The 22,075-nt window shown below is 69.2% G+C and carries 20 protein-coding genes; all 20 read right to left on the reverse strand.

Annotated elements, in window-relative coordinates; genetic code table 11:
• Positions 1 to 50: 50 nt before the first annotated feature.
• Positions 51 to 959 carry a guanylate kinase gene (gene gmk, locus M3195_RS11755; protein ID WP_251587739.1) on the reverse strand — a complete coding sequence of 303 codons (909 nt, stop codon included), beginning with the start codon at positions 957 to 959 and terminating at the stop codon, positions 51 to 53.
• A complete protein-coding gene (gene pyrF, locus M3195_RS11760) occupies positions 952 to 1,797 on the reverse strand; it encodes an orotidine-5'-phosphate decarboxylase (protein ID WP_251587741.1) in 846 nt (281 codons plus the stop codon). The genes gmk and pyrF overlap by 8 nt, the downstream gene beginning before the upstream one ends.
• On the reverse strand, positions 1,794 to 5,081 hold the full coding sequence (carB, locus tag M3195_RS11765; RefSeq protein ID WP_251587744.1) for a carbamoyl-phosphate synthase large subunit: 3,288 nt from the start codon (positions 5,079 to 5,081) through the stop codon (positions 1,794 to 1,796). Before carB ends, pyrF begins: the two co-directional genes overlap by 4 nt.
• The gene (gene carA / locus M3195_RS11770) at positions 5,081 to 6,235 is read right to left on the reverse strand and encodes a glutamine-hydrolyzing carbamoyl-phosphate synthase small subunit (RefSeq protein ID WP_251587748.1); all 1,155 of its coding nucleotides are present in this window, start codon (positions 6,233 to 6,235) and stop codon (positions 5,081 to 5,083) included. The genes carB and carA overlap by 1 nt, the downstream gene beginning before the upstream one ends.
• A complete protein-coding gene (locus tag M3195_RS11775; RefSeq protein WP_251587750.1) occupies positions 6,232 to 6,768 on the reverse strand; it encodes a PH-like domain-containing protein in 537 nt (178 codons plus the stop codon). The genes carA and M3195_RS11775 overlap by 4 nt, the downstream gene beginning before the upstream one ends.
• Positions 6,765 to 8,069, reverse strand: coding sequence for a dihydroorotase (locus tag M3195_RS11780; protein WP_251587752.1), 1,305 nt, complete (start codon positions 8,067 to 8,069; stop codon positions 6,765 to 6,767). Before M3195_RS11780 ends, M3195_RS11775 begins: the two co-directional genes overlap by 4 nt.
• A complete protein-coding gene (locus M3195_RS11785) occupies positions 8,066 to 9,031 on the reverse strand; it encodes an aspartate carbamoyltransferase catalytic subunit (RefSeq protein WP_251587754.1) in 966 nt (321 codons plus the stop codon). The genes M3195_RS11780 and M3195_RS11785 overlap by 4 nt, the downstream gene beginning before the upstream one ends.
• Positions 9,028 to 9,558 carry a bifunctional pyr operon transcriptional regulator/uracil phosphoribosyltransferase PyrR gene (gene pyrR, locus M3195_RS11790; protein WP_251587756.1) on the reverse strand — a complete coding sequence of 177 codons (531 nt, stop codon included), beginning with the start codon at positions 9,556 to 9,558 and terminating at the stop codon, positions 9,028 to 9,030. The genes M3195_RS11785 and pyrR overlap by 4 nt, the downstream gene beginning before the upstream one ends.
• A gap of 69 nt (positions 9,559 to 9,627) precedes the next feature.
• Positions 9,628 to 10,008 (reverse strand): type II toxin-antitoxin system VapC family toxin, encoded by a 381-nt coding sequence (locus tag M3195_RS11795; protein WP_308211589.1) that lies wholly within the window; start codon positions 10,006 to 10,008, stop codon positions 9,628 to 9,630.
• Positions 10,005 to 10,262, reverse strand: coding sequence for a hypothetical protein (locus tag M3195_RS11800; RefSeq protein ID WP_251587760.1), 258 nt, complete (start codon positions 10,260 to 10,262; stop codon positions 10,005 to 10,007). The genes M3195_RS11795 and M3195_RS11800 overlap by 4 nt, the downstream gene beginning before the upstream one ends.
• A 51-nt stretch (positions 10,263 to 10,313) precedes the next feature.
• The gene (locus M3195_RS11805) at positions 10,314 to 11,891 is read right to left on the reverse strand and encodes a Rieske 2Fe-2S domain-containing protein (RefSeq protein WP_251587763.1); all 1,578 of its coding nucleotides are present in this window, start codon (positions 11,889 to 11,891) and stop codon (positions 10,314 to 10,316) included.
• A gap of 115 nt (positions 11,892 to 12,006) precedes the next feature.
• Positions 12,007 to 15,306 (reverse strand): DEAD/DEAH box helicase, encoded by a 3,300-nt coding sequence (locus M3195_RS11810; RefSeq protein ID WP_251587765.1) that lies wholly within the window; start codon positions 15,304 to 15,306, stop codon positions 12,007 to 12,009.
• Between the two features lie 59 nt (positions 15,307 to 15,365).
• Complete coding sequence (gene nusB, locus M3195_RS11815) at positions 15,366 to 15,776, reverse strand: transcription antitermination factor NusB (RefSeq protein WP_251587767.1); 411 nt, start codon at positions 15,774 to 15,776, stop codon at positions 15,366 to 15,368.
• A gap of 3 nt (positions 15,777 to 15,779) precedes the next feature.
• Entirely contained in the window at positions 15,780 to 16,340 is a 561-nt protein-coding gene (gene efp / locus M3195_RS11820) for an elongation factor P (protein WP_067118332.1), read from the reverse strand.
• A gap of 75 nt (positions 16,341 to 16,415) precedes the next feature.
• Entirely contained in the window at positions 16,416 to 16,853 is a 438-nt protein-coding gene (gene aroQ / locus M3195_RS11825) for a type II 3-dehydroquinate dehydratase (RefSeq protein WP_251587774.1), read from the reverse strand.
• The gene (gene aroB, locus M3195_RS11830) at positions 16,850 to 17,938 is read right to left on the reverse strand and encodes a 3-dehydroquinate synthase (RefSeq protein ID WP_251587776.1); all 1,089 of its coding nucleotides are present in this window, start codon (positions 17,936 to 17,938) and stop codon (positions 16,850 to 16,852) included. The genes aroQ and aroB overlap by 4 nt, the downstream gene beginning before the upstream one ends.
• Positions 17,935 to 18,453, reverse strand: coding sequence for a shikimate kinase (locus M3195_RS11835; RefSeq protein ID WP_251587778.1), 519 nt, complete (start codon positions 18,451 to 18,453; stop codon positions 17,935 to 17,937). Before M3195_RS11835 ends, aroB begins: the two co-directional genes overlap by 4 nt.
• Positions 18,437 to 19,666, reverse strand: coding sequence for a chorismate synthase (gene aroC, locus M3195_RS11840; RefSeq protein ID WP_251587779.1), 1,230 nt, complete (start codon positions 19,664 to 19,666; stop codon positions 18,437 to 18,439). Before aroC ends, M3195_RS11835 begins: the two co-directional genes overlap by 17 nt.
• Positions 19,667 to 19,714: 48 nt before the next feature.
• On the reverse strand, positions 19,715 to 20,530 hold the full coding sequence (locus M3195_RS11845; RefSeq protein ID WP_251587781.1) for a shikimate dehydrogenase: 816 nt from the start codon (positions 20,528 to 20,530) through the stop codon (positions 19,715 to 19,717).
• Complete coding sequence (gene mltG, locus M3195_RS11850) at positions 20,527 to 22,074, reverse strand: endolytic transglycosylase MltG (protein WP_251587790.1); 1,548 nt, start codon at positions 22,072 to 22,074, stop codon at positions 20,527 to 20,529. Before mltG ends, M3195_RS11845 begins: the two co-directional genes overlap by 4 nt.
• Position 22,075 lies beyond the last annotated feature (1 nt).

Genomic DNA, 22,075 nt, shown 5'->3' on the forward strand with positions numbered 1-22,075 from the left:
TCAGGCGACGGGTTCGTCGCGAAGACGGCGCAATGGGCGCGCGAGAGCACTCAGCGCGCAGAGCTTGAAGACAATTCTACGACCTCGGCGGCCGCAGCGGCGACGTCCTCGTTCACGACGAGGTGATCGAACTCGTTCTGAGCGGCCAGTTCGACCTTCGCAGTGCGCAGACGGCGGGCTCGCTCCTCCGGCCCCTCCGTGCCACGACCGACGAGTCGATGCACCAGCTCGTCCCAGCTGGGCGGGAGCAGGAAGATCAGCGTGGCGCTCGGCTCGGCCTTGCGAACCTGGCGCGCGCCCTGCAGGTCGATCTCCAGCAGCACCGTCTTGCCGGCGGCCAGTGCGGCGTCGATCGGCGCACGCGGAGTTCCGTACCGGGACCGGTTGTGGACCACGGCGTACTCCAGCAGCTCTCCCGCGTCGATGAGGCGGTCGAACTCGGCGTCGTCGACGAAGAAGTAGTGCACGCCGTCGACCTCGCCCGGGCGTGGCGCCCGCGTGGTCGCCGACACCGACAGATGGATCTCCGGGTTGTGCTCGCGGATGTACGCGGCAACGGTCCCCTTGCCGACGGCTGTCGGGCCGGCCAGCACGAGGAGCCGGCTGCGACCGCCGCGCGGCTCGATGACCGGGAAGCGCTCGTCGAGCCAGCGCGTCAGGGAGGCGCGCTGACGAACGCCGAGGCCTCCGAGGCGCTTGACGGGCGAGATGCCGAGATCATCGAGGATGCGGTCGCGCTTGCCCGCACCGATAGCGGGGAGGGCGAGCAGGAAGTCCGTGATCCGCATCGACCCCTCGACCGAGTCGGGGTCGGCGGACGCACGGGCGAGCACGGTCTGCGGCGCCGTGACGCGCATCGTGAGGTCGCGCTTCAGGGCAGCACGAGCGCGTCGACGCTCCACGGCCTTGCGGGCGGCGGCGGCGCGGTCGACTTCGGGAACGGGACGAGCCTCAGCCACGGCTGACCTCTCTGTACTCGGCGACGCGGGCGTCGATGGCGGCGGCGAGGTCGTGCGGGCCCGCCTGCAGGATGCTGCGACTCTCGCTCGCGATGACGGCGACGCTCATCGAGCCGAAGCGACGGTGCACGTCGGCGGGCGAGGCGCCCTGCGCTCCGAAGCCAGGAGCGAGGATCGGGGCCGCCGGGGTGAACGCGGCGAGTCCGGCATCCGTCCAGTCGACCGTCGCGCCGATGACGAAGCCGATGCTCCCCCACTCTCCCGCGCGGCCCTGTTCGGCATTGCGCGCCGACACCACCGAGACGATGTCGGCCGACACCGAGCGGCCGGTCGCCGACGACGAGCGCTGCAGCGGCTCCGCCTCGGGATTGCTCGTCGCCGCGAGCACGAACACGCCCTTGCCGTGTGTGTGCGCGAGATCGAAGGTGCCGTCGAGCGCGCCGACTCCCAGGAACGGGTTGGTCGTGAGCGCGTCGGCCTCGAGGGAAGACCCCGGCGTGAGCCAGGCCGCCGAGTACGCGTCCATGGTGGTGCCGATGTCGCCGCGCTTGGCGTCGGCGATCACGATCAGTCCGGCTGCGCGCGCCGCCGCCAGGACCTCCTCGAGCGCCGCGTAACCCGCAGAGCCGAAGCGCTCGAAGAACGACACCTGCGGCTTGACGATGCCTGCCCGCCCGGCAGCGGCCTCGATCGTGCGCAGGCCGAACTCGCGCACGCTCGCGGCATCCTGACCGAGCCCCCATCCGTCGAGCAGCCCGGGGTGCGGATCGATACCCACGCAGAGCGGGCCGCGCTCGTCCAGGACGGCACGGACCCGCTCGCCGAAGGAAGTGGTCACACCGCGGCCTTCCGGTCGAGCGCGTACTCCTGAAGGCTCCTCACCTGGAACCCCTCGTGGGCGGCATCCATACCGCTGACCGCGGCGCCGAGAACGGCCATCGTGGTGAACAGCGCCTTGTCGGCGGCGACCGCTGCGGCCCGGATCTCGTAGCCGTCTGCTCGTGCCGCACCACCGGAGGGTGTGTTCACGACGATGTCGATCTCGCCGTCGTTGATGAGGTCGACGATGTTGCGCGCGCCGGACTCCTGCGTGTCGCTGTACTTCTCGACCACGGTGACGGCGATGCCGTTGCGCGAGAGGATCTCGGCCGTGCCCTCCGTGGCGACGATGGTGAAGCCCAGCTGCCGCAGACGATGCGCGGGCAGGATGACGGCGCGCTTGTCGGAGTCGGCGACCGAGATGAACACGGTGCCCGACGTCGGCATGCCGCCGTAGGCCGCGGCCTGGCTCTTCGCGAACGCGGTCGGGAAGTCGCGGTCGATGCCCATGACCTCGCCCGTCGAGCGCATCTCCGGGCCGAGGACCGAGTCGACCGTCTTGCCGTCGGCGGTGCGGAACCGCTTGAAGGGCAGCACGGCCTCCTTGACCGACACCGGAGCGTCGAGGGGTACACGCGAGCCGTCCTGCTCGGGCAGCATGCCCTCGGCGCGGAGCTCGGCGATGGTCGCGCCGGCCATGATGCGGCTGGCCGCCTTCGCCATCGGGATGCCCAGGGCCTTCGACACGAACGGAACCGTGCGGCTCGCTCGGGGGTTCGCCTCGATGACGTAGAGCACGCCGGCGCTGATCGCGAACTGCACGTTGAGCAGACCGCGCACGCCGACGCCCTCTGCGATGGCGAGGGTGGCCTCGCGGACGCGGTCGACGTCGCTGCGGCCCAGCGACACCGGCGGCAGGGTGCAGCTCGAGTCACCGGAGTGGATGCCCGCCTCCTCGAGGTGCTCCATGACGCCGCCGATGAAGAGGTCGGTGCCGTCGTACAGCGCGTCGACGTCGAGCTCGATCGCATCGTCGAGGAAGCGGTCGACGAGCAGCGGCTTGCCCTCCTCGATGACGACCTCGTCGGCGGTGCGCACGAAGTAGTCGCGCAGCGAGTCGGTGGAGTAGACGATCTCCATGCCGCGGCCGCCGAGCACGAAGCTCGGACGCACCAGCACGGGGTACCCGATCTCCTCGGCCACCGCCACGGCGCCCTCGACGTCGATCGCCGTGCCGTGGCGCGGCGCCAGCAGACCGGCGGAGTCGAGCAGCTGCGAGAAGAGCTCGCGCTCCTCGGCGATGTCGATCGCCTCGGGGCTGGTGCCGAGCACGGTGTAGCCGGCCGCCTCGATACCCTTCGCCAGCCCGAGCGGTGTCTGGCCGCCCAACTGGCAGACCACACCGAGGATGGTGCCGCTGGCCGCCTCGGCGTCCAGCACCTCGAGCACGTCCTCGAGCGTCAGCGGCTCGAAGTACAGGCGGTCGGAGGTGTCGTAGTCGGTCGACACGGTCTCCGGGTTGCAGTTGACCATGACGGTCTCGAAGCCGGCGTCCGCGAGTGCGAAGGACGCGTGCACGCAGGAGTAGTCGAACTCGACGCCCTGTCCGATGCGGTTCGGACCGGAGCCGATGATGACGACCTTGGTGCGATCCGACGGCTGGACCTCGGTCTCGAAGTCGTAGCTGGAGTAGTGGTACGGCGTGAGAGCGGGGAACTCGCCGGCGCACGTGTCGACCGTCTTGTACACGGGACGGATGCCGAGACCGTGCCGGACACCGCGGACCTCCGCCTCCGTCGTGCCGCGCAGCTGCGCGAGCTGCGCGTCGGAGAAGCCGTGCTCCTTGGCGTACCGCAGGGTCGCGGCGTCCAGCTCCGGTGCCGTGCGCACGAGCTCGGCGACCTCGTTGATGAGCACGATCTGGTCGAGGAACCAGGGATCCATCGCCGTCGACTCGAAGGCCTGCTCGACGGTCGCGCCCTTGCGCAGCGCCTGCTGCAGCGTGACGATGCGACCGTCGGTCGGGGTCTTCGCGATCTCGAGGAGTTCCTCGACGGACCGGTGCTCCTCGCCCCAGTGGAAGCTGGAGCCGCGCTTCTCGAGAGACCGGAGCGCCTTCTGCAGGGCGGTCGCGTAGTTGCGGCCGATCGCCATCGCCTCGCCGACCGACTTCATGGTGGTGGTGAGGGTCGCATCCGCGGCGGGGAACTTCTCGAACGCGAACCGCGGCACCTTCACGACCACGTAGTCGAGCGTCGGCTCGAAGCTCGCGGGGGTCACGCCGGTGATGTCGTTGGGGATCTCGTCGAGGCGGTATCCGAGTGCGAGCTTCGCGGCGAGCTTGGCGATCGGAAAACCGGTCGCCTTGGACGCGAGGGCACTCGAGCGCGAGACGCGCGGATTCATCTCGATCACGATGATGCGCCCGTTCGTCGGGTCCACCGCGAACTGGATGTTGCAGCCACCGGTGTCGACGCCCACCGCGCGGATGATGTCGATGCCGATGTCGCGCATCTTCTGGTACTCGCGGTCGGTCAGGGTCAGGGCGGGGGCGACGGTGATCGAATCGCCCGTGTGCACGCCGACGGGGTCGACATTCTCGATCGAGCAGACGACCACCGTGTTGTCGGCCGTGTCGCGCATGAGCTCGAGCTCGTACTCCTTCCACCCGAGGATCGACTCCTCCAGGAGCACCTCGGTCGTCGGAGAGTCGCGCAGACCGGCGCCGCCGATGCGGCGGAGATCCTCCTCGTCGTAGGCGAAGCCCGAGCCGAGGCCGCCCATCGTGAACGAGGGGCGCACCACCAGCGGGTAGCCGAGCTTCTCGGCACCGGCGAGCAGGTCGTCCATCGTGTGCGCGATGACGCTCTTGGCCACATCGGCTCCCGCTTCGAGGACGAGCTCCTTGAAGACCTGGCGGTCCTCGCCCTTCTTGATCGCGTCGACCTTGGCGCCGATGAGCTCGACGCCGTACTTGGCCAGGATGCCGCGCTCGTCGAGCGCCATCGCCGCATTCAGAGCCGTCTGGCCGCCGAGGGTCGGCAGGATGGCGTCGGGCTTCTCCTTGGCGATGATCGTCTCGATGACCTCGGGGGTGATCGGCTCGATGTACGTCGCATCGGCGAAGTCGGGGTCGGTCATGATCGTGGCGGGGTTCGAGTTCACGAGGATGACACGGACGCCCTCCTCGCGCAGTACTCGGCACGCCTGGGTGCCCGAGTAGTCGAACTCGCAGGCCTGACCGATGACGATCGGGCCGGATCCGATGACGAGAACGGAGTTGATGTCGTCGCGCTTGGGCATTACTGGGCGTCCTTCTTGTTCGCGTTGTTCGCGATGACCATGTCGCGGAAGCGGTCGAAGAGGTAGTTGGCATCGTGCGGACCGGCCGCGGCCTCCGGGTGGTACTGCACCGAGAACGCGGGGATGTCGAGGGCGCGCAGACCTTCGACGACGTTGTCGTTGAGGCCGACGTGGCTCACCTCGACCTTGCCGTAGCCGTGCGGGCTGTCGAACGAGCCCTCGAGCGGGGCGTCGACTGCGAACCCGTGGTTGTGCGCGGTGATCTCGACCCGACCGGTCTGCTTGTCGAGGACCGGCTGGTTGATGCCGCGGTGGCCGAAGGGCAGCTTGTAGGTGCCCAGGCCGAGGGCGCGGCCGAGCAGCTGGTTTCCGAAGCAGATGCCGAAGAACGGCAGCCCGTCGTCGAGGACGGAGCGGAGCAGCTCGACGTGGTCGCCCGAGGCAGCCGGGTCGCCGGGCCCGTTCGAGTAGAAGACCGCAACCGGATCGATCGCACGGAGCTCGTCGATGGTGACGTCCTGCGGCAGCACGTGCACTTCGAAGCCGCGCGCGGCGAGGTTGTCGATCGTGGCCTGCTTGACGCCGAGGTCGAGGACGGCCAGGTTGCCGACCTTCTCGCCGACGGCATCCGTCACCGTGGCGACCGCGACCGAGACCTGCGCGGAAAGGTTCTGTCCGGCCATCTGCGGCGCCTCGCGCACGATGCGCAACTGCTCGTCGGCGTCGAGGTGAGCTGCGTCGCCGGAGAAGATGCCGCCGCGCATCGAGCCGGCCGAGCGGATGTGGCGGGTGATCGAACGGGTGTCGATGCCGCTGATGCCGACGATGCCGTCCTGCACGAGGATCTCGTCGAGCGATGCGTTGGCGCGCCAGTTCGAGACGACGCGTGAGGGGTCGCGCACGATGTACCCGGCCACCCAGATGCGACGCGACTCGGGGTCCTCGTCGTTCATGCCGGTGTTGCCGATGTGCGGGGCGGTCTGCAGGACTATCTGTCCTGCGTACGACGGGTCGGTGAGCGTCTCCTGGTAACCGGACATGCCGGTCGCGAAGACGACCTCGCCGAGGGTGGTGCCCAGCGCGCCGTAAGCGCGGCCGCTGTGACGGGTGCCGTCCTCGAGGACCAGGACGGCGGGTTCGGGGAGGGAGGTCATGACTGTTCTCCTGTGTCGGTGATGGCGTTGTCGTCACGGCCGCCCGAGGCGGGGACGAGTCGCTGCAGTTCTGAGATGAAGTTCGTCGGGTCGCCGTCGGTGAGGCGGAGGTAGGAGTCGACCACCGTGTCGTCGGCGGCGTTCCAGGCGACCCGCACGAGGCCGCCCGGCTCGACCACGCGGTCGATCGTGACGGTGGCCCGATCCACACCGGCGAGTCGCTCCTTGGCGAGGAACACGGTGGGCGCGCCGTCGAGGCAGAGGGCGAGACCGCGATCCGTGACGGCGGCCTCTCCCCTCGCCCGGTAGGCGAGCGGAGACATGGTGAGGCGTTCGAGCGGCTGGTCGTGCTTCGTGGTGGACACATACAGCACCTCGCGCCGGTCGAGGACCTCGGCGTGCTCGGGTACGCCGAGCGGGGCCGCGAGCCCCGCGTCGCGTCGGAGGCGGCGACGCCAGGCGAAGAGCATGGCAAGCAGTGCGAGCACGGCGAGAGCGATCATCACGGCGATCGCGAGGTCCCTGGGGATCATGCCAGGAGCTCCTCGACCACCGAGCCCGACTCCACGGTCAGCGTGCCTCCGTGGATCGTGTACTCGACGCGTCCCGGCAGATCGCGACCCAGGTACGGCGAGTTGGTGCTGCGACCGCCGAGGTCCGCCTCGGTGAAGACGCCCGCGACGGACGCGTCGTACAGCGTGATCTGCGCGGGCGCACCCACCTCGAGCGCGGTGCCGTGGCCGGAGAGCCGACCGATGCGCGCGGGCTCCGCGCTCATGACGCGGGCGACGTCGCTCCATCCGATCAGACCGGTCTGCACCATCGACTGGTGCACGACCCGCAGTGCGCTCTCGAGTCCGACCATGCCGTTCGCCGCGGCCTGCCACTCGCACGTCTTGTGCTCGCTCGGATGCGGGGCGTGATCGGTGGCGACGATGTCGATCGTGCCGTCGGCCAGGCCCTCGCGCACCGCGAGCACGTCCTCCTCGCGCCGGAGCGGAGGGTTGACCTTGTACCGGGCGTCGTAGCCGCGCACCAGTTCGTCGGTGAGGAGGAGGTGATGGGGCGTCACCTCGGCGGTCACCGCGATCCCGCGCTTCTTCGCCCAGCGGATGATGTCGACCGAGCCCGCCGTGGACAGGTGGCAGACGTGCAGGCGCGAGCCGACGTGCTCGGCGAGGAGCACGTCGCGGGCGATGATCGACTCCTCGGCGACCGCCGGCCATCCGGCGAGTCCGAGTTCCGCCGACACGACGCCCTCGTTCATCTGAGCGCCCTCGGTCAGGCGGGGGTCCTGCGCATGCTGAGCGATCACACCGTCGAAGGACTTCACGTACTCGAGCGCGCGCCGCATGATCAGCGGGTCGAACACGCAGAAGCCGTCGTCGCTGAAGACCCGCACTCGAGCGCGGGACGTCGCCATCGCGCCGAGCTCGGCGAGTCGCTCGCCCTTCTGCCCCACGGTCACGGCGCCGATCGGCTGCACCGTCGCGTAGCCCGCCGCTTCGCCCAGTGCGAGTTCTTGCTCGACCACACCCGCCGTATCGGCGACGGGCGAGGTGTTCGGCATCGCGAACACGGCGGTGAATCCACCGGCGGCCGCGGCGCGCGTTCCGGTGAGGATCGTCTCCGACGCCTCGTAGCCGGGCTCGCGGAGGTGCGTGTGCAGGTCGACGAGCCCGGGGAGCGCGACGAGTCCCGCGGCGTCGATCACGCGAGCGCCGCTGCGGCTCAGACCGCTGCCGATCTCGGCGATCCGCCCGTCCTCCACGATGATGTCGGCGCTCTCGGCGCCGAGAAGCTGTGCGCCGGTGATGACAAGGGTCTCGCTCACAGGTCTCCCCCTCGTTCGTCGTCTCGTTCGCCCGCAAGGAGCAGGTACAGCACCGCCATCCGGATGGACACCCCGTTCGTGACCTGCTCCAGCACGGTGGAGCGCGGTGAATCGGCGGCCTCGGAGGAGATCTCCAACCCGCGGTTCATGGGTCCGGGGTGCATGACAATGCTATCGTCCGGCAGAGCGGCCACGCGCCGTGCGTCGAGCCCCCACCGCCGGGAATACTCCCGCTCAGTCGGGAAATACGCGGCGTTCATCCGCTCCAGCTGGATCCGCAGCATCATGACCGCGTCCGGGCCGTCTGCGAGCGCCTCGTCGAGGTCGTAGAGCACGCGCACCGGCCACAGCGACACGTTCTGGGGCACCAGCGTCGGCGGCGACACGAGAGTGACCTCGGCGCCCAGTGTGGTCAGCAGCCAGACGTTGGACCGCGCCACCCGGGAGTGCAGCACGTCGCCGACGACGACCACGCGGATGCCGGACAGGTCGCGCCCTCGGCTGGCGACGCCGAAGCGGCGCTTGCGGATCGTGAAGGCGTCGAGCAGTGCCTGGGTGGGGTGCTCGTGAGTGCCGTCGCCCGCGTTCACGACGCCGGCCGAGATCCATCCGCTCGTCGCGAGCGTCTGCGGGGCGCCGGAGGCGGGATGACGGATGACGACGGCATCCGCCCCCATCGCCTGCAGCGTCTGAGCGGTGTCCTTCAGGCTCTCGCCCTTCGAGACGCTGGACCCTTTCGCAGCGAAGTTGATCACGTCGGCCGAGAGGCGCTTGGCCGCCGCCTCGAAGGAGATGCGCGTGCGGGTCGAGTCCTCGAAGAAGAGGTTCACGACGGTCTTGCCGCGGAGTGTCGGGAGTTTCTTGACCTCACGCGACTGCGTGTCGGACATGTCCTCGGCGATATCGAGGATGCGGAGGGCGGACTCGCGGTCGAGGGTGCGGGTGTCGAGAAGATGCCTCATGCCTCGATCGTCACCTCCTCGGCGCCGTCGTACTCGCGCAGCCGCACGTTCACGCGCTCCTGCCGCGACGACGGGATGTTCTTGCCGACGAAGTCCGGTCGGATCGGCAGTTCGCGGTGCCCCCGGTCGACGAGGATCGCCAGGCGCACGGCAGCGGGACGCCCGATCGACTGCAGGGCGTCGAGCGCCGCGCGGATGCTGCGCCCTGAGAACAGCACGTCGTCGACGAGCACGACCGTGCGGCCGTCGATTCCGCCGTCCGGGATGTCGGTCCGGTGCGGCGACCTGGTGGGGTGCTTCGCGAGGTCGTCGCGGTAGAGGGTGACGTCGAGTGCCCCGACGGGGACGGACGTCTGCGCGATCTCGCCGATCAGGCGGGCAAGGCGCTGGGCCAGCGCAACCCCACGGGTCGGAATGCCCAGAAGGACGAGGTTCTCCGACCCGCGATTCGACTCGAGGATCTCGTGCGCGATGCGGGTCAGCGCCCGCGTGATATCGGCGTCGTGCAGCACGGTGCGTGCGCTCATCAGCCGCTCCCTTCTCCGCCTCACAGGACGGTGTTAAAGGTTGCTTGCCTCTCCACTCTATCGGAGGGTTCAGGCGCCCACGACCGTGAGCCCTCGCGCACGCGCGACCTCGGCGAGACGGCGGTGGAAGGTCGCGAGCGTCGCGCCGAAGGCTTCGGCGGTGACGAGCGCTGCGCAGTCCGGGATCTTCAACGACGAGGAGGCGCGGAGGCGCGCGATTTGCACGGGTTCGTCGACCTGCTCTTCGCGACGGATCAGCCCCAGCGTCTCGATGCGGGCAAGATCGACGATCTCGGAGCCGACACGCGCCGGATGAACCAGCGCTTCAGCGATCGTGAGGGGGTGAACGAGCAGATCGTCCTCGGTGTCGAGGATGTCGAACGCCTCGTCCTGATGCGGGTCACTCACGGACAGATGCGCTATCAGGACTCCGGCGTCGAGGACGATCACTCCGGCCAGTCCTTGCGGAGCTCCTCGAGATACCCCGGCGGGTACGCGATCGTCCCCCGGGTCGCTTCGAGCGCTGCCCGTCGAGCGGCTCGTCGAGCCGACCGTTGCGAGGCGAGAGACTCCGCACCGAGAACCGCGAGGCGCGCGACCAGCTCGGACTTCGGCGACCCCGGCCACTCCTCCGCCGCCAACTCGAGCGCGTCACGTAATGCAGGTGTCTGGGTGACCTGAATCCTGGCGAGTGTCGTGGGCATGAGCCGAGAGTACCACCGTGCGATGAGGTGGTACTGGTATCTCGGAATGAGTCAGCTGGCCTCGCGGAGCACGGCGTCGGTGACCTCGTCGATCTTCTTCGAGCGGATCGGGTGCCCCGTGGTGGACAGGCAGCGACCCGTCTTGAGGTCCCACTTCCAGTCGTGCATGCTGCACGTCAGGATGCCGTCCTCGTCGACCTTGCCGGTCTTGGTGAGGTCGGCGCGCAGGTGAGGGCACCGTCGCTGCACGACCCAGTCGCCGATCTCGGCGTCCTCGGTCTGATCGGTCTGCTCCTGGTACCAGTTCTCCACGTACTCGATACGGTCGACCGAGAGGCACTTGAGGAACGTGGTGAGGAACTCGTTGAACTTGCCGCTGCGGCCCACGTGGAATTGCATCGACAGGAAGATCGAGTTCGACCAGTCGATCTCGTGGTCGCGGATGTTCGTCGAGACGAGGTCCGCCGGGATCGTGTACCAGTAGATGCAGTCCTCGCCTGCGTACTCGCGGACCTTGGCTCGCGGAAAGTCGACGACCATGTCGAGATCGCCGATCTTGAAGCGCACGTTGCCGCCCACACCCAGGCGGATGGTGCGCGACTTCTTCAGCAGCGGCTCCCACCACGCCTTGAGCTCCTCCAGGATCTCCTGGGCCGGCAGCACCTCGGCGCGCGAGGCCTCCTCGTCGCGGATCTCCTGCTGGCGGGTGGCGCGCTGCTCCTCGAGGTAATCCCACTTCTCGTCGAAGATGTGCGCGAGCTCGTCGTCGGAGTAGAGCGTCTGCTCGGTCGTGACCTCACCGTTCTCGACCGTGACGAGCGTGCCGGGGACGAACAGCTGGCCGTCGTACTGCGGCGCCAGTTCGCGCATGTGCGCGAGGAACTGCTTCTGGTCGGTGAAGATCGACTCCCCGTTGCGACCCATTCCGTTGAAGTCGAAAAGGTCGTCGCGCAGGAACATGGGCGGCCCTGCCATCGGGAACACGTGCGGCGCGTCGACCTTCTCGATGTAGTACATGGCGCGCTTGTTCTGCGCCTCGCGCTTGAGCTTCGCGAAGTTCTGCTTGGCGTCCATCGGCAGGTCGTAGACCATGGGCCACCAGATCGCGCCGGAGACCTGGGTGAAGTACGCGTCGGGCTTGCCGAAGTGCAGCAGTTTCTCGAGGTCGAGCGGGTGCGAGTCGTTCTGGTTGAGCACCGACCCCGTGCCGTCGTCGACGCTGAGCGAGGAGTCGCCGATCGGGCCGTCGCTCGGCGCGCGCAGCGGCGTGATCATGATCTTCGTGCCGCCGCGCTCGATGATCTCGCCCGCGGGCGCGTAGGTGATGTTCGTGTAGCCGAGAGCGCGGATGTCCTGCTCGAGATCGTCGATCGGGTACTCCGGGAGGAGCACCTCGATGTCCTTGCGGATGTAGCGCTCGAGGAGCTTCGGATCGAAGTGATCGCGGTGCCGGTGCGAGATGTACAGGAAGTCGGCCTCGCGTCCGAAGCGCTCCCAGTCGAGACCGCGATTGTCGGGGAACGGGAACCACGAGCCGAAGAAGGACGGCCCGAGAACGGGGTCGCAGATGATGTTCCCGCCCACCGTCTCGATGAACATCCCGGCGTGGCCGAGTCCCGTGATCCTCATGTATGACCTCCTGAAGTAGCCGTACGAGTCTACCGGCGGGCTCCTGGGCGGCAGCGGTGACCGGCCGTGAATTCCCGGGGTCGGGTGGAGATCCCCCCGCGGTGCCGGCCGTCGGCTACTCGTCGAAGAGGCCGCGGATGTCGGCGGCGGTCAGCGACTGGGCGAACAGCTCCTCGTCATCCATCACCGCCGTGAACAGTCGCGCTTTGCGCTGTTGCAGCTCGAGCACCTTCTCCTCGATCGTGCCGACCGAGATCATGCGGTACACGAACACCTGACCGGTCTGACCGATGCGGTGCGTGCGGTCGACCGCCTGAGCCTCGGCGGCCGGATTCCACCAGGGGTCCAGAAGGAACACGTAGTCGGCCTCGGTGAGCGTGAGTCCGAATCCGCCGGCCTTCAGGCTGATGAGGAACACCGGCTGCTGCCCCTCCTTGAACGAGTCGATCACGTCCTGCCGACGACGCGTGGAGCCGTCGAGGTGGGCGTACGGGATCCCGGCGTCGCTCAGCCGCTGGGCCGCGAGATCGAGGAACGAGGTGAACTGGCTGAACACGAGCGCCCGGTGGCATTCGGCCTGCAGCTCCATGACGCGGTCGAGCAGCGTGTCGAGCTTGCTCGAGCCGATCTCGCCGTCGTCCTCGTCGATCAGCGCAGGGGCGAGACTCAGCATCCGGAGCAGCGTGAGCGAGCGGAAGACGATGAAGCGGTTGCGGTCGAGATCGTCGAGGAGGCCGAGCACCTTCTGCCGCTCGCGCTGCAACACCACGTCGTACAGCGCGCGATGCGCCGGACTCAGCTCGACCTCGAGAACCTGCTCCTGCTTCGGGGGCAGGTCGGCGGCGACGAGCTCCTTCGTACGGCGCAGCATGAGCGGACGGATGCGGCGACGCAGCTGCGCCAGCCGACGGGCCCGGTACGCGCCCCCCTCCTCGTTCTCGGGGACCTTGCCCTTCTCGATCGGGTGGATGTAGCGGTCGCGGAACTTCCGCGCCGAGGGGAAGAGACCGGGGGATGCCAGTTTCAGCAGCGACCACAGCTCGGTCAGGCTGTTCTCCATCGGCGTGCCCGTGACGGCGTACACCGCATCCGCGCGGAAGGTCGAGATCGCGCGGTGCAGCTTGGTCTTCGGGTTCTTCACGAACTGCGCCTCGTCGAGGATGAGGCCCGCCCAGTCGACGGTCTGGAACTCATCCTCGTCGAGCCTGGCCACGGTGTACGAGCTCACCACGATGTCGGCAGCCGCCGCGGCGTCGGCGAGTCGGGCCGTGCGCTTGCCGCTCGTGCTCTCGACGACCGCGACCCGGAGTCCGGGCGTGAAGCGCGCCGCCTCGCTCCGCCAGGTGCTGAGGACGGACGTCGGCGCGAGGACGAGGAACGGGCGCGTCTCCCCCGTCTCGCGGGTGTGCTGGACGAAGGCGAGCAGCTGCAGGGTCTTGCCCAGGCCCATGTCGTCGGCCAGGATGCCGCCCAGGCGATGGTGCCAGAGGAAGGCCAACCAATCGAAGCCGCGCTTCTGGTAGGTACGGAGCTCGGCCTGCAGGCCCACCGGGACGGAGGTCGGCGGAACGCCCGTGGCGCCCCGGAGGCCCTCGGCCGTGGAGCGCCAGCTGACGGCGGGCTGGGCCTCGTCCGCGAGATCCTCGAACTCCTCCCAGAGGTCGGTCTGGTAGCGGCTGATGCGCGGACCCGTCTCCCATTCGTCGAGTTCGCCTGCCTCCTCGATGAGCTCTCGAAGCCGGTCGAGTGCGGGGTGAGCGAGGGAGAAGTATCCCCCGTCGGAGAGCAGCAGCTTCTTGCGGCCGCGGCTGAGCGCGGTGAACAGCGGCCCGAACGGGATCGTGCGACCGTCGATCGACACGATGATCCCGAGGTCGAACCAGTCCGCATCCGTGGTCTCGACCGTCGTGACCTTCACCTCCGGGGTCCCGGTCAGCTCCCGATACTCCTTGCGATTCCCCGAGCGCGTCACCGCGACGCCCGCCGCCTCGAACGCCGGGACGGCATGCGCGACGAAGTCCGCGGCGTCAACGTCGTGGAGGGCGCCGGACGGCGCGAACCGCCTGCCGCTGTGATCCCGCCACACACCTTCCACGACGGCTCGCCACTCCGCCTCGGCGGCGGGATCGCGCACCGCGGAGGCGTTCGCCGCAGGAAGGAACGGCACTGTGCCGAAGCCCTCGTATGACCACGCGAAGGAGTACTCGACGACATCGCCGCTCTCGAACGAGACCGACAGGGCGGGGACGGGCGCGGGGATCTCGGGCAGCGCGACACGACCGGAGATGCGCACGGCGGAGCGCCGCGCGAGCAGCGGATAGACCGTCGCGACGAAGTCCTCCTCATCTGCGGCCGGCACGACGATCGGCTGCGAAGCCGTGAGCAGGGCACAGGTCTGGTCGCTCAACGGCGCCTCTGCCAGCACGAGCTCGATGCGGTTGCCGCCGAGCGTCGCCGCATAGATCCCGGAACGGCCGATCGGGTGCACCTCTGCGGCGTTCACCGGCCGATCGTCGATCGTGACCTCGGCCGTCAGCTCGAGAGGTCCGTCGTCGTCCGGGCGCGATATCGCCGCCGTCACCTCCGCCGTCGCAGCAAGCCGCACCGACGCCGACTTCTGGGTGGACACGAGCGGGATGCCGAGCTCGGCAGCGACGCGGAGGTGCCGCCACAGGAGTGCTGACTCGATCTGGTCGACGACGAGCCAGTCGCCCGCGTTGCCCGACAGCAGCGAGTCGCGGGAGATGCTGAGCAGGTCGCCGAACCACCGGGTCTGCACGCGACCGAACTGCACGACGTCGCGGCGGACCGAGTCCCAGGTCGCCTTGCCCTGGATCCATGCACCGGTCTGAGCGCTGCGCACCAGCGGGCGGATCGCGAGCAGCAGCTCGCCCGTGCGCCGCGCGACGTCGCGGGCGGTCGCCGCGCGAACGGGTCGCGGCGCCCAATGATTGTCTCCCCGCGCCGCACGATGACGCAGCTCGACGCCGAGGGCGAGTTCCTGCGGCTGACGAGGGGCTTCGCCGATCAGCGACCGCCACGACGGAGCGGCGGGCGGCGTCGCGGCGACCGGAGCCTCGCGCTGCGGCGGTGATGCCATCGCCTCGGCCTGTCTCGAGTACTCGTGGACGTTCGAGGCGAGCACGGTCGCCACGACGTGCTTGCACCCCGACCGTACCGGACAGGTGCACCGGGTCGAGCGGATGCGGGGCTTGCCGTTCGACGAGACGAAGTCGACGCCGGTGACATAGGGGAGATCCTGTCCGCCTCGCACATGCCCCTCGAGCGCGAGAGACTCCGCATCCCATGTGACGTCGAGTACGTTGCCCTCGCGGAAGTACGCGAGTCCTCGGGTATAGCCGCCGGCATCCGTGACCTGCAGGAGATCACGGAGATCGACGTGCGGCGCGGGCATACCCGACATCCTTCCCGCGGCATCCGACATCGAGGGTGCCGCCGCAATGAGGCGCGGGCTCAGGCCGCTCGGGCCACCCGCGCGAGCACCCCGTGCACGAATGCGCCGGAATCGTCGGTCGAGAACTCCTTCGCGAGCTCGACCGCCTCGTCGATCGCGACGGCGGTCGGGACCTCGTCGTTGAAGAGGATCTCCCAGGTGCCGATCCGCAGCAGGGCGCGGTCGACCGCGGGCATCCGCTCGAGCTTCCAGTCGCGGCTGTGGGTGGTGATGTGCTCGTCGATCTCGTCGCGGTGGTCGATGATGCCGTCCACCACCTCGCGAGCGTAGAGCCAGGAGGCCTCACGAGCGGGTTCGCTCGCAGCACGAGTCGCCTCGGCGGCGAGGGTCACCGCCAGGTCGTCGCCGCGGACGTCGGACGAGAACAGGATGTCGAGTGCGCGCTTGCGCGCCTTCGTACGGGCGCTCACGCCTTACTTCTCGCGGCCGAGGTAGTCGCCCGTGCGGGTGTCGACCTTGACCTTCGTGCCCGCCTCGACGAACAGCGGGACCTGGATCTCATAGCCGGTCTCGAGCGTCGCGGGCTTGGTGCCGGCGGACGAGCGGTCGCCCTGGAGTCCGGGCTCGGTGTAGGTGATCTCGAGGATCACCGAGGCGGGAAGATCGATGTACAGCGGGTTGCCGTTGTTCAGCGCGATCGTGACCTGCTGGTTCTCGAGCAGGAAGTTCTTCGCGTCGCCGACCGTGGGTGCGCCGACGGTGATCTGGTCGAAGTCGGTCTGGTCCATGAAGACGTAGCCGTCGCCGTCGGTGTACAGGTAGGTGAAGTCGCGGCGGTCGACGTTCTCGATGTCGATCTTGGCGCCGGCGTTGTAGGTGCGGTCGACGACCTTGCCCGACACGACGTTCTTCAGCTTGGTGCGCACGAACGCGCCGCCCTTGCCGGGCTTCACGTGCTGGAACTCGATGACGCTCCAGAGCTGCCCATCGATGCTGAGGACGACGCCGTTCTTGATGTCTGCGGTAGATGCCATGCGCGGGAGTTCCGTTTCGTGAGTCCGTGGGGCCGCTCTCATCCGGGTGGAGCCCGGGGCGGCCGACAGTCGATTCTACGGGATGAGTGCGGCGAGCTGTCGCACGGCGGTCTCGTAGCCCGAGACCCCCTCCCCGATGACGCGCACGTCGGCGACGTCCTGGAGATACGAGTGGTGGCGGAACTCCTCGCGGGCGTGGACGTCGGAGATGTGCACCTCGGCGAAGGGAAGAGCCACGCCGGTGAGGGCGTCGCGCAGCGACACCGAGGTGTGGGTGAGCCCGCCGGGGTTGATGACGATCGCCGCGCAGTCCTCTCGGGCGGCGTGGATCGCGTCGATCAGCACGCCCTCGTGGTTGCTCTGGATCGCTCGGAGCTCGAACCCGTGCGCGGCCGCGGCATCTGTCGTGAGCGCGACGACATCGGCGAGCGTCGCCGTGCCGTACACCTCCGGTTCCCGGGACCCCAGCAGATTGAGGTTCGGACCGTTCACGAGGAGGATTCGCCGCGTCACGCCCCCACCTCCTGATACGCCGCGAACAGCAGCGACTCATCCGGGGCCTGCAGCACGGTGGGCTTCGCGATGTCGTCGAGCAGGATGAAGCGCAGCATCCCGCCCCGGCTCTTCTTGTCGCGCTGCATGGTGGCGAGCAGCTGCGGCCAGGCACCCGCGCGGTACGACGTGGGCAGCCCGAGTGATTCGAGGATCGAGCGGTGGCGCTCGGCTGCCGCATCGGACAGACGGCCGGCGAGCCGCGACAGCTCGGCGGCGTACAGCATCCCGACGGAGATCGCCGCACCGTGTCGCCAGCGGTAGCGCTCCGCGTGCTCGATCGCGTGACCCAGCGTGTGACCGTAGTTGAGGATCTCGCGCTGACCGGCCTCGCGGAAGTCATCGGAGACGACCTGCGCCTTCATGCCGATCGCCAGCTCGACCGCGCGGCGGAACTCGTCCGTCGTCGTGTCGACGACGCGGCGCGGATCGGCCTCGATGATGTCGAGGATCTCCGGAGCCCAGATGAACCCCGCCTTCACGACCTCGGCGAACCCCGCTGTCGCCTCGTTCGCGCTCAGGCTCCCGAGCTCATCGAGGTCTCCGATCACAGCGCGCGGCGCCCAGAACGCCCCGACGAGGTTCTTGCCCTCGGCGGTGTTGATCCCGGTCTTGCCTCCGACGGCGGCGTCGACCAGGCCGAGCACCGTCGTCGGCACCTGGACGACCTGCACGCCGCGCAGCCACGTCGCGGCGACGAAGCCGGCGAGGTCTGTGACGGCTCCGCCGCCGTATCCGACGACGGCATCCGTGCGCGTGAAGTCGGCCTGCCCCATCACCTGCCAGCAGAACGCCGCGACCTCGATGCGCTTGCCCTGCTCGGCGTCCGGCACCTCGGCGAGGAGCACCTCGCGCGCACCGTTCGCCGTGTCGGAGAGCAGCCGATCGCGCAGCTCGGCGGCCCGGGCAGCGAGCGTCGGCGGGTGCACGACGAGGACCTTGCGCACGCCGGGCTCCAATGCCTCCGACACGCGGTCGAGGATGCCGCGTCCGATCGAGATGTCGTACGCGGTGTCCCCCGTCACACTGATGGTCGTGGTGCTCATTCCAGTCCTCTCCTCCACGCGGCGATCTCCTCCGCGATCCGCTGCATCGGTCGACGCGACGTGTCGATGGTGACCGATGCCACTTCTTCGTACCAGGCCCTGCGCTCGTCGAAGATGCGAGTCCACGTGCTCACGGGGTCGTCTCCCGCGAGAAGCGGTCGTGCTCCCCCGCCGATCCGGTGCGCGACGGCCTCGGGCGCAACGGTCAGGAACACGACGGGGTGCTCGCCGAGAAGCGCCCGCGTGCCCGCATCGGTGACGGCGCCCCCGCCCAGCGAGATGACGCCGCCCTCGGTCAGTGCGGCGGCGACGGCCTCCCGCTCGAGCTCGCGGAATCGCGGCTCGCCGAACTCGGCGAAGATCTGCGGGATCGGCCCGTGCGCGCTCGCGACCCGCTTGTCGGTGTCGACGAAGGGCACACCGAGCCGGCGAGCCACGCGACGACCCACGCTGGTCTTGCCGGCGGCCATCGGGCCGACCAGCACCAGCGTCAGCGGGTCAGCCTCGCTCGTCATGCGCGATGAGCGCCGCCTCGGAGGCCGGAGCCGTGCGCAGCTCGACAGGGATGGCCTCGACGTAGGACTCGAGGTTCCGACGGGTCTCGCGGACGCTGTCGCCGCCGAACTTCTCCAACACGGCGCGGGCGAGCTCGATCGCGACCATGGCCTCGGCGACGACCCCGGCCGCGGGCACCGCGCACACGTCGGAGCGCTGGTGGTGCGCGGTGGCATCCTCGCCGGTCGCGACGTCGATCGTCCGAAGGGCGTGCGGCACCGTCGCGATCGGCTTCATGCCTGCGCGGACGCGCAGGACGGTGCCCGTCGACATGCCGCCCTCGGTGCCGCCGGCGCGGTCGGACCCACGGGTGATGCCGTCGCCCGTCGCGAACAGCTCGTCATGGGCGGCGGAGCCGCGGCGGCGGGTGGTCTCGAAGCCGTCGCCGACCTCGACTCCCTTGATCGCCTGGATGCTCATGAGCGCCTGCGCCAGACGTGCGTCGAGGCGGCGGTCCCAGTGCACGTGCGACCCGAGCCCCGGGGGCAGGCCGTATGCCAGCACCTCGACGATGCCGCCCAGGGTGTCGCCGTCCTTCTTCGCGTCGTCGACCTCGGCGACCATGCGCGTCGAGGTCTCCGCGTCGAAGCAGCGCAGCGGATCGGCGTCGAGAGCCTCGACGTCGTCGGGCGTGGGCAGCACGGCGCCGTCCGGGACCCGCACGGGACCGATCGACAGCGTGTGGCTCACCAGGCGGATGCCGAGTTCGCCGAGGAACGACCGCGCGACCGCTCCGAGCGCGACGCGGGCCGCCGTCTCTCGCGCGCTGGCGCGCTCGAGGATCGGTCGGGCCTCGTCGAAGTCGTACTTCTGCATGCCCACGAGGTCGGCGTGACCCGGACGCGGGCGGGTGAGCGGCGCGCCCCGTCCGCGCGAACGGTCGGTGAGCTCGACCGGCTCGGGATTCATGACCTCGATCCACTTCGGCCATTCGGTGTTGCCGATGCGCAGGGCGATGGGGCTGCCGAGCGTCTTGCCGTGTCGCACGCCGCCCGAGATCGACAGCTCGTCCTGCTCGAACTTCATGCGCGAACCGCGGCCGTAACCGAGCTTGCGTCGTGCCAGGTCGGCCTGGATGGCCTCGGACGACACCGGAACACCCGAGGGAAGGCCCTCCATGACGGCAATGAGTTCTGGGCCGTGCGATTCGCCGGCCGTGAGCACGCGGAGCATTGCTCTAGTCTCCCATGAGCCGCGAGCCCGCTCGTCCCCCGTGTCGTCCTAAGACCGCAGGACCTCGCGCATCGCCTCGACCATGATCTCCTCGTCGGGCAGAACGCGGTCCTGGTCGCCGTGGTGGAAGATCCGGATCTGACGGACGGCCTGGTGCAGCAGCATCCCGAGTCCCGAGATCGACCGGCCGGGCCATCGCATGGCGAGGACCGATGGCCACGGGGCGTAGGCGACGTCGAACAACACGCCACCGGCCTCGCCGAGCCGCTCGACCACGGGCTCGTCGAGCGACGTCCCGCTGGGCAGGGTGGCGATCGTCAGGTCCGCGTACTCGACGGGCGCGTCGAACGTCCGCACCGAGCCGGTGAGTCCCAGACGCACGGCGAGGCCGAGAAGGCCTTCAGCCCGGCGCGGGCGTCGTGCGCGCACGTCGACCCGGCGCGCTCCCATCTCGGCGACGGCCACGAGAGCGGATGCCGCTGTCGCACCGGCTCCGAGGATCCGGATCGACTCGACGCCGGAGATGCCGTCCTCACCGAGAGCGTCGATGATCCCGCCCACGTCGGTGTTGAATCCCTGCGGCCCGTCGGCGAGCAGCAGCGTGTTCACCGCTCCCGTCAGGTCGGCGTGCCGGTCGCGGACCACGGCCGCCCGGTGCGCCTGCTCCTTCAGCGGCATCGTCAACGAGAGGCCGCGCCAGGAGTCGTCGAGAGAGGCGAGAGCATCGCCGAACGCGACCTCGTCTACTCGGCGCCTGGTGTACTCCCAGTTCAGACCGAGCGCGCGATAGGCCGCGCCGTGCAGCTGCGGAGAGCGGGAGTGCGCGATCGGATCGCCCCAGACCGCGAGACGCGACCGGGTCATCCCGCCGAGCATCCTCCGTCTGGGTTCTCCTGGCACCACTTCTCCCACTTCTCCACGCCCTGCAGGTGCTCCTCATAGGTCTCGGAGAACTGCGTCTCACCGGTCGCGAGGTTGATCGTGACGAAGTAGAGCCACGGACCGTCGGCCGGACTCATCGCGGCCTTGATCGCCGCGTCGCTCGGGCTCGCGATCGGCGTGACGGGGAGCCCGACGTTGACGTAGGTGTTCCACGGGTTCGGGTCGGCCAGCGCCTCGGCGGAGCTCGACACGACGCCCTCATGCAACGACCCGTAACCGTACTGCGCCGTCGAATCCATCTGCAGCTTCATGTCGATGTCGAGACGGTTCTGGATGACGCGGGACACCTTCGCGAAGTCGGCCGTGGCGCCCTCGCGCTGGATGATCGAGGCGATCGTCAGGACGCGCTGCGCGTCTTCGGCAGGGACGCCTGCGGCGTTCAGCGACTCCCGGGTGCGGTCGACCATGCGCTGGATCACCTGCTGCGCCGTGACGCCGGGGTCGAACGTGTAGACCGCGGGGAACAGCCAACCCTCGAGACTCTGGGCGTCGACGCCGTACGCCGCCGGGCCGAGATCGATCGCAGCCTGGAAGTCCTCCACCGGCATGCCCAGCGACTCCGCGATGGTCGGGAGCGACGACTCGATGGTGGCCCCCTCGGATACGCTCGCGGAGTTCTCCATCTTGTTCTCGGGGTTCTGGAGGGCTTCGAGCGCCGCTTCCGCCGTCATCTTCTCCTGCAGGCGGTAGATGCCCGGGTAGAAGGTGACAGCGATGTTCTCGTTCACGAGGTAGTCGTAGAAGACATCCTCGGTGCGGGTCACGCCGGCGTCGAACAGGGACTTGGAGACCGGGCCTCCGGTGTCGCCCTCGCTGATCGTGACGAGGACCTCGCCCGTGGCCTGACCCGCCTCCCAATCGTCGGGCTCACCCCAGCCCATCGCATCGCTGATCTTGTCGCCGTACGTGTTCCACGCCCACACCCCGCCGGCGACGATGCCGCCGATCACCGCGAGCACGATGATGAGGGCGACGAGGCAGCCGGTGCGGCGCTTCTTCTTCGGTGCTGCGGGCTTGTCGTGGTCGCGGGAGTCGTCGTGGAACAGGTCGTCGAGACTCCCACCGCGCGAGGACGCCTCGGTAGCGGAGTCGTCGGCGCGGAGAGCGACTGTCGCGCGCGGTGCGTCGGTGCTCGAGCCGCTCGACGACGCCGGGTCTGCGGATGCCGAAGCCCGCGCGCCCGCTGCCGGTGCCGACACGGGCACGGCGCGGGTCGGAGTTCCGAACTCCGCGTCATGCTCGGAGGGCGACGCCTGCGCTCCCTCGTCGGCGGTTCCGGCCGACGGGTCTTCCGCCGTGGCACCGGACCGTGCTGCCGCCTCGCGCGCTGCGCGACGCGACCCCGGGGCCGGCGGGGTGTTGTCCACCGTCGGGCTCTGCTGCGTGGGGTCCGGCAGATTCGAGAACAGGTCACCCAGGCGGGCGTCCGGATCGTGCTGGGGGGAGGCACTCTCGCGTTCGGGCATT

Source organism: Microbacterium hydrocarbonoxydans (assembly GCF_023715885.1).
Lineage (GTDB): Bacteria > Actinomycetota > Actinomycetes > Actinomycetales > Microbacteriaceae > Microbacterium > Microbacterium hydrocarbonoxydans_C.

Coding starts and splice junctions, on each gene's coding strand:
- carB (WP_251587744.1), bottom strand. CDS start 5,081: ATGCCCAAGCGCGACGACATCAACTCCGTTCTCGTCATCGGATCCGGC.
- carA (WP_251587748.1), bottom strand. CDS start 6,235: ATGACCTCCCTCCCCGAACCCGCCGTCCTGGTCCTCGAGGACGGCACC.
- M3195_RS11775 (WP_251587750.1), bottom strand. CDS start 6,768: ATGATCCCCAGGGACCTCGCGATCGCCGTGATGATCGCTCTCGCCGTG.
- M3195_RS11785 (WP_251587754.1), bottom strand. CDS start 9,031: ATGAGGCATCTTCTCGACACCCGCACCCTCGACCGCGAGTCCGCCCTC.
- pyrR (WP_251587756.1), bottom strand. CDS start 9,558: ATGAGCGCACGCACCGTGCTGCACGACGCCGATATCACGCGGGCGCTG.
- M3195_RS11800 (WP_251587760.1), bottom strand. CDS start 10,262: ATGCCCACGACACTCGCCAGGATTCAGGTCACCCAGACACCTGCATTA.
- M3195_RS11805 (WP_251587763.1), bottom strand. CDS start 11,891: ATGAGGATCACGGGACTCGGCCACGCCGGGATGTTCATCGAGACGGTG.
- M3195_RS11810 (WP_251587765.1), bottom strand. CDS start 15,306: ATGCCCGCGCCGCACGTCGATCTCCGTGATCTCCTGCAGGTCACGGAT.
- efp (WP_067118332.1), bottom strand. CDS start 16,340: ATGGCATCTACCGCAGACATCAAGAACGGCGTCGTCCTCAGCATCGAT.
- aroB (WP_251587776.1), bottom strand. CDS start 17,938: ATGAGCACCACGACCATCAGTGTGACGGGGGACACCGCGTACGACATC.
- M3195_RS11835 (WP_251587778.1), bottom strand. CDS start 18,453: ATGACGAGCGAGGCTGACCCGCTGACGCTGGTGCTGGTCGGCCCGATG.
- aroC (WP_251587779.1), bottom strand. CDS start 19,666: ATGCTCCGCGTGCTCACGGCCGGCGAATCGCACGGCCCAGAACTCATT.
- M3195_RS11845 (WP_251587781.1), bottom strand. CDS start 20,530: ATGACCCGGTCGCGTCTCGCGGTCTGGGGCGATCCGATCGCGCACTCC.
- mltG (WP_251587790.1), bottom strand. CDS start 22,074: ATGCCCGAACGCGAGAGTGCCTCCCCCCAGCACGATCCGGACGCCCGC.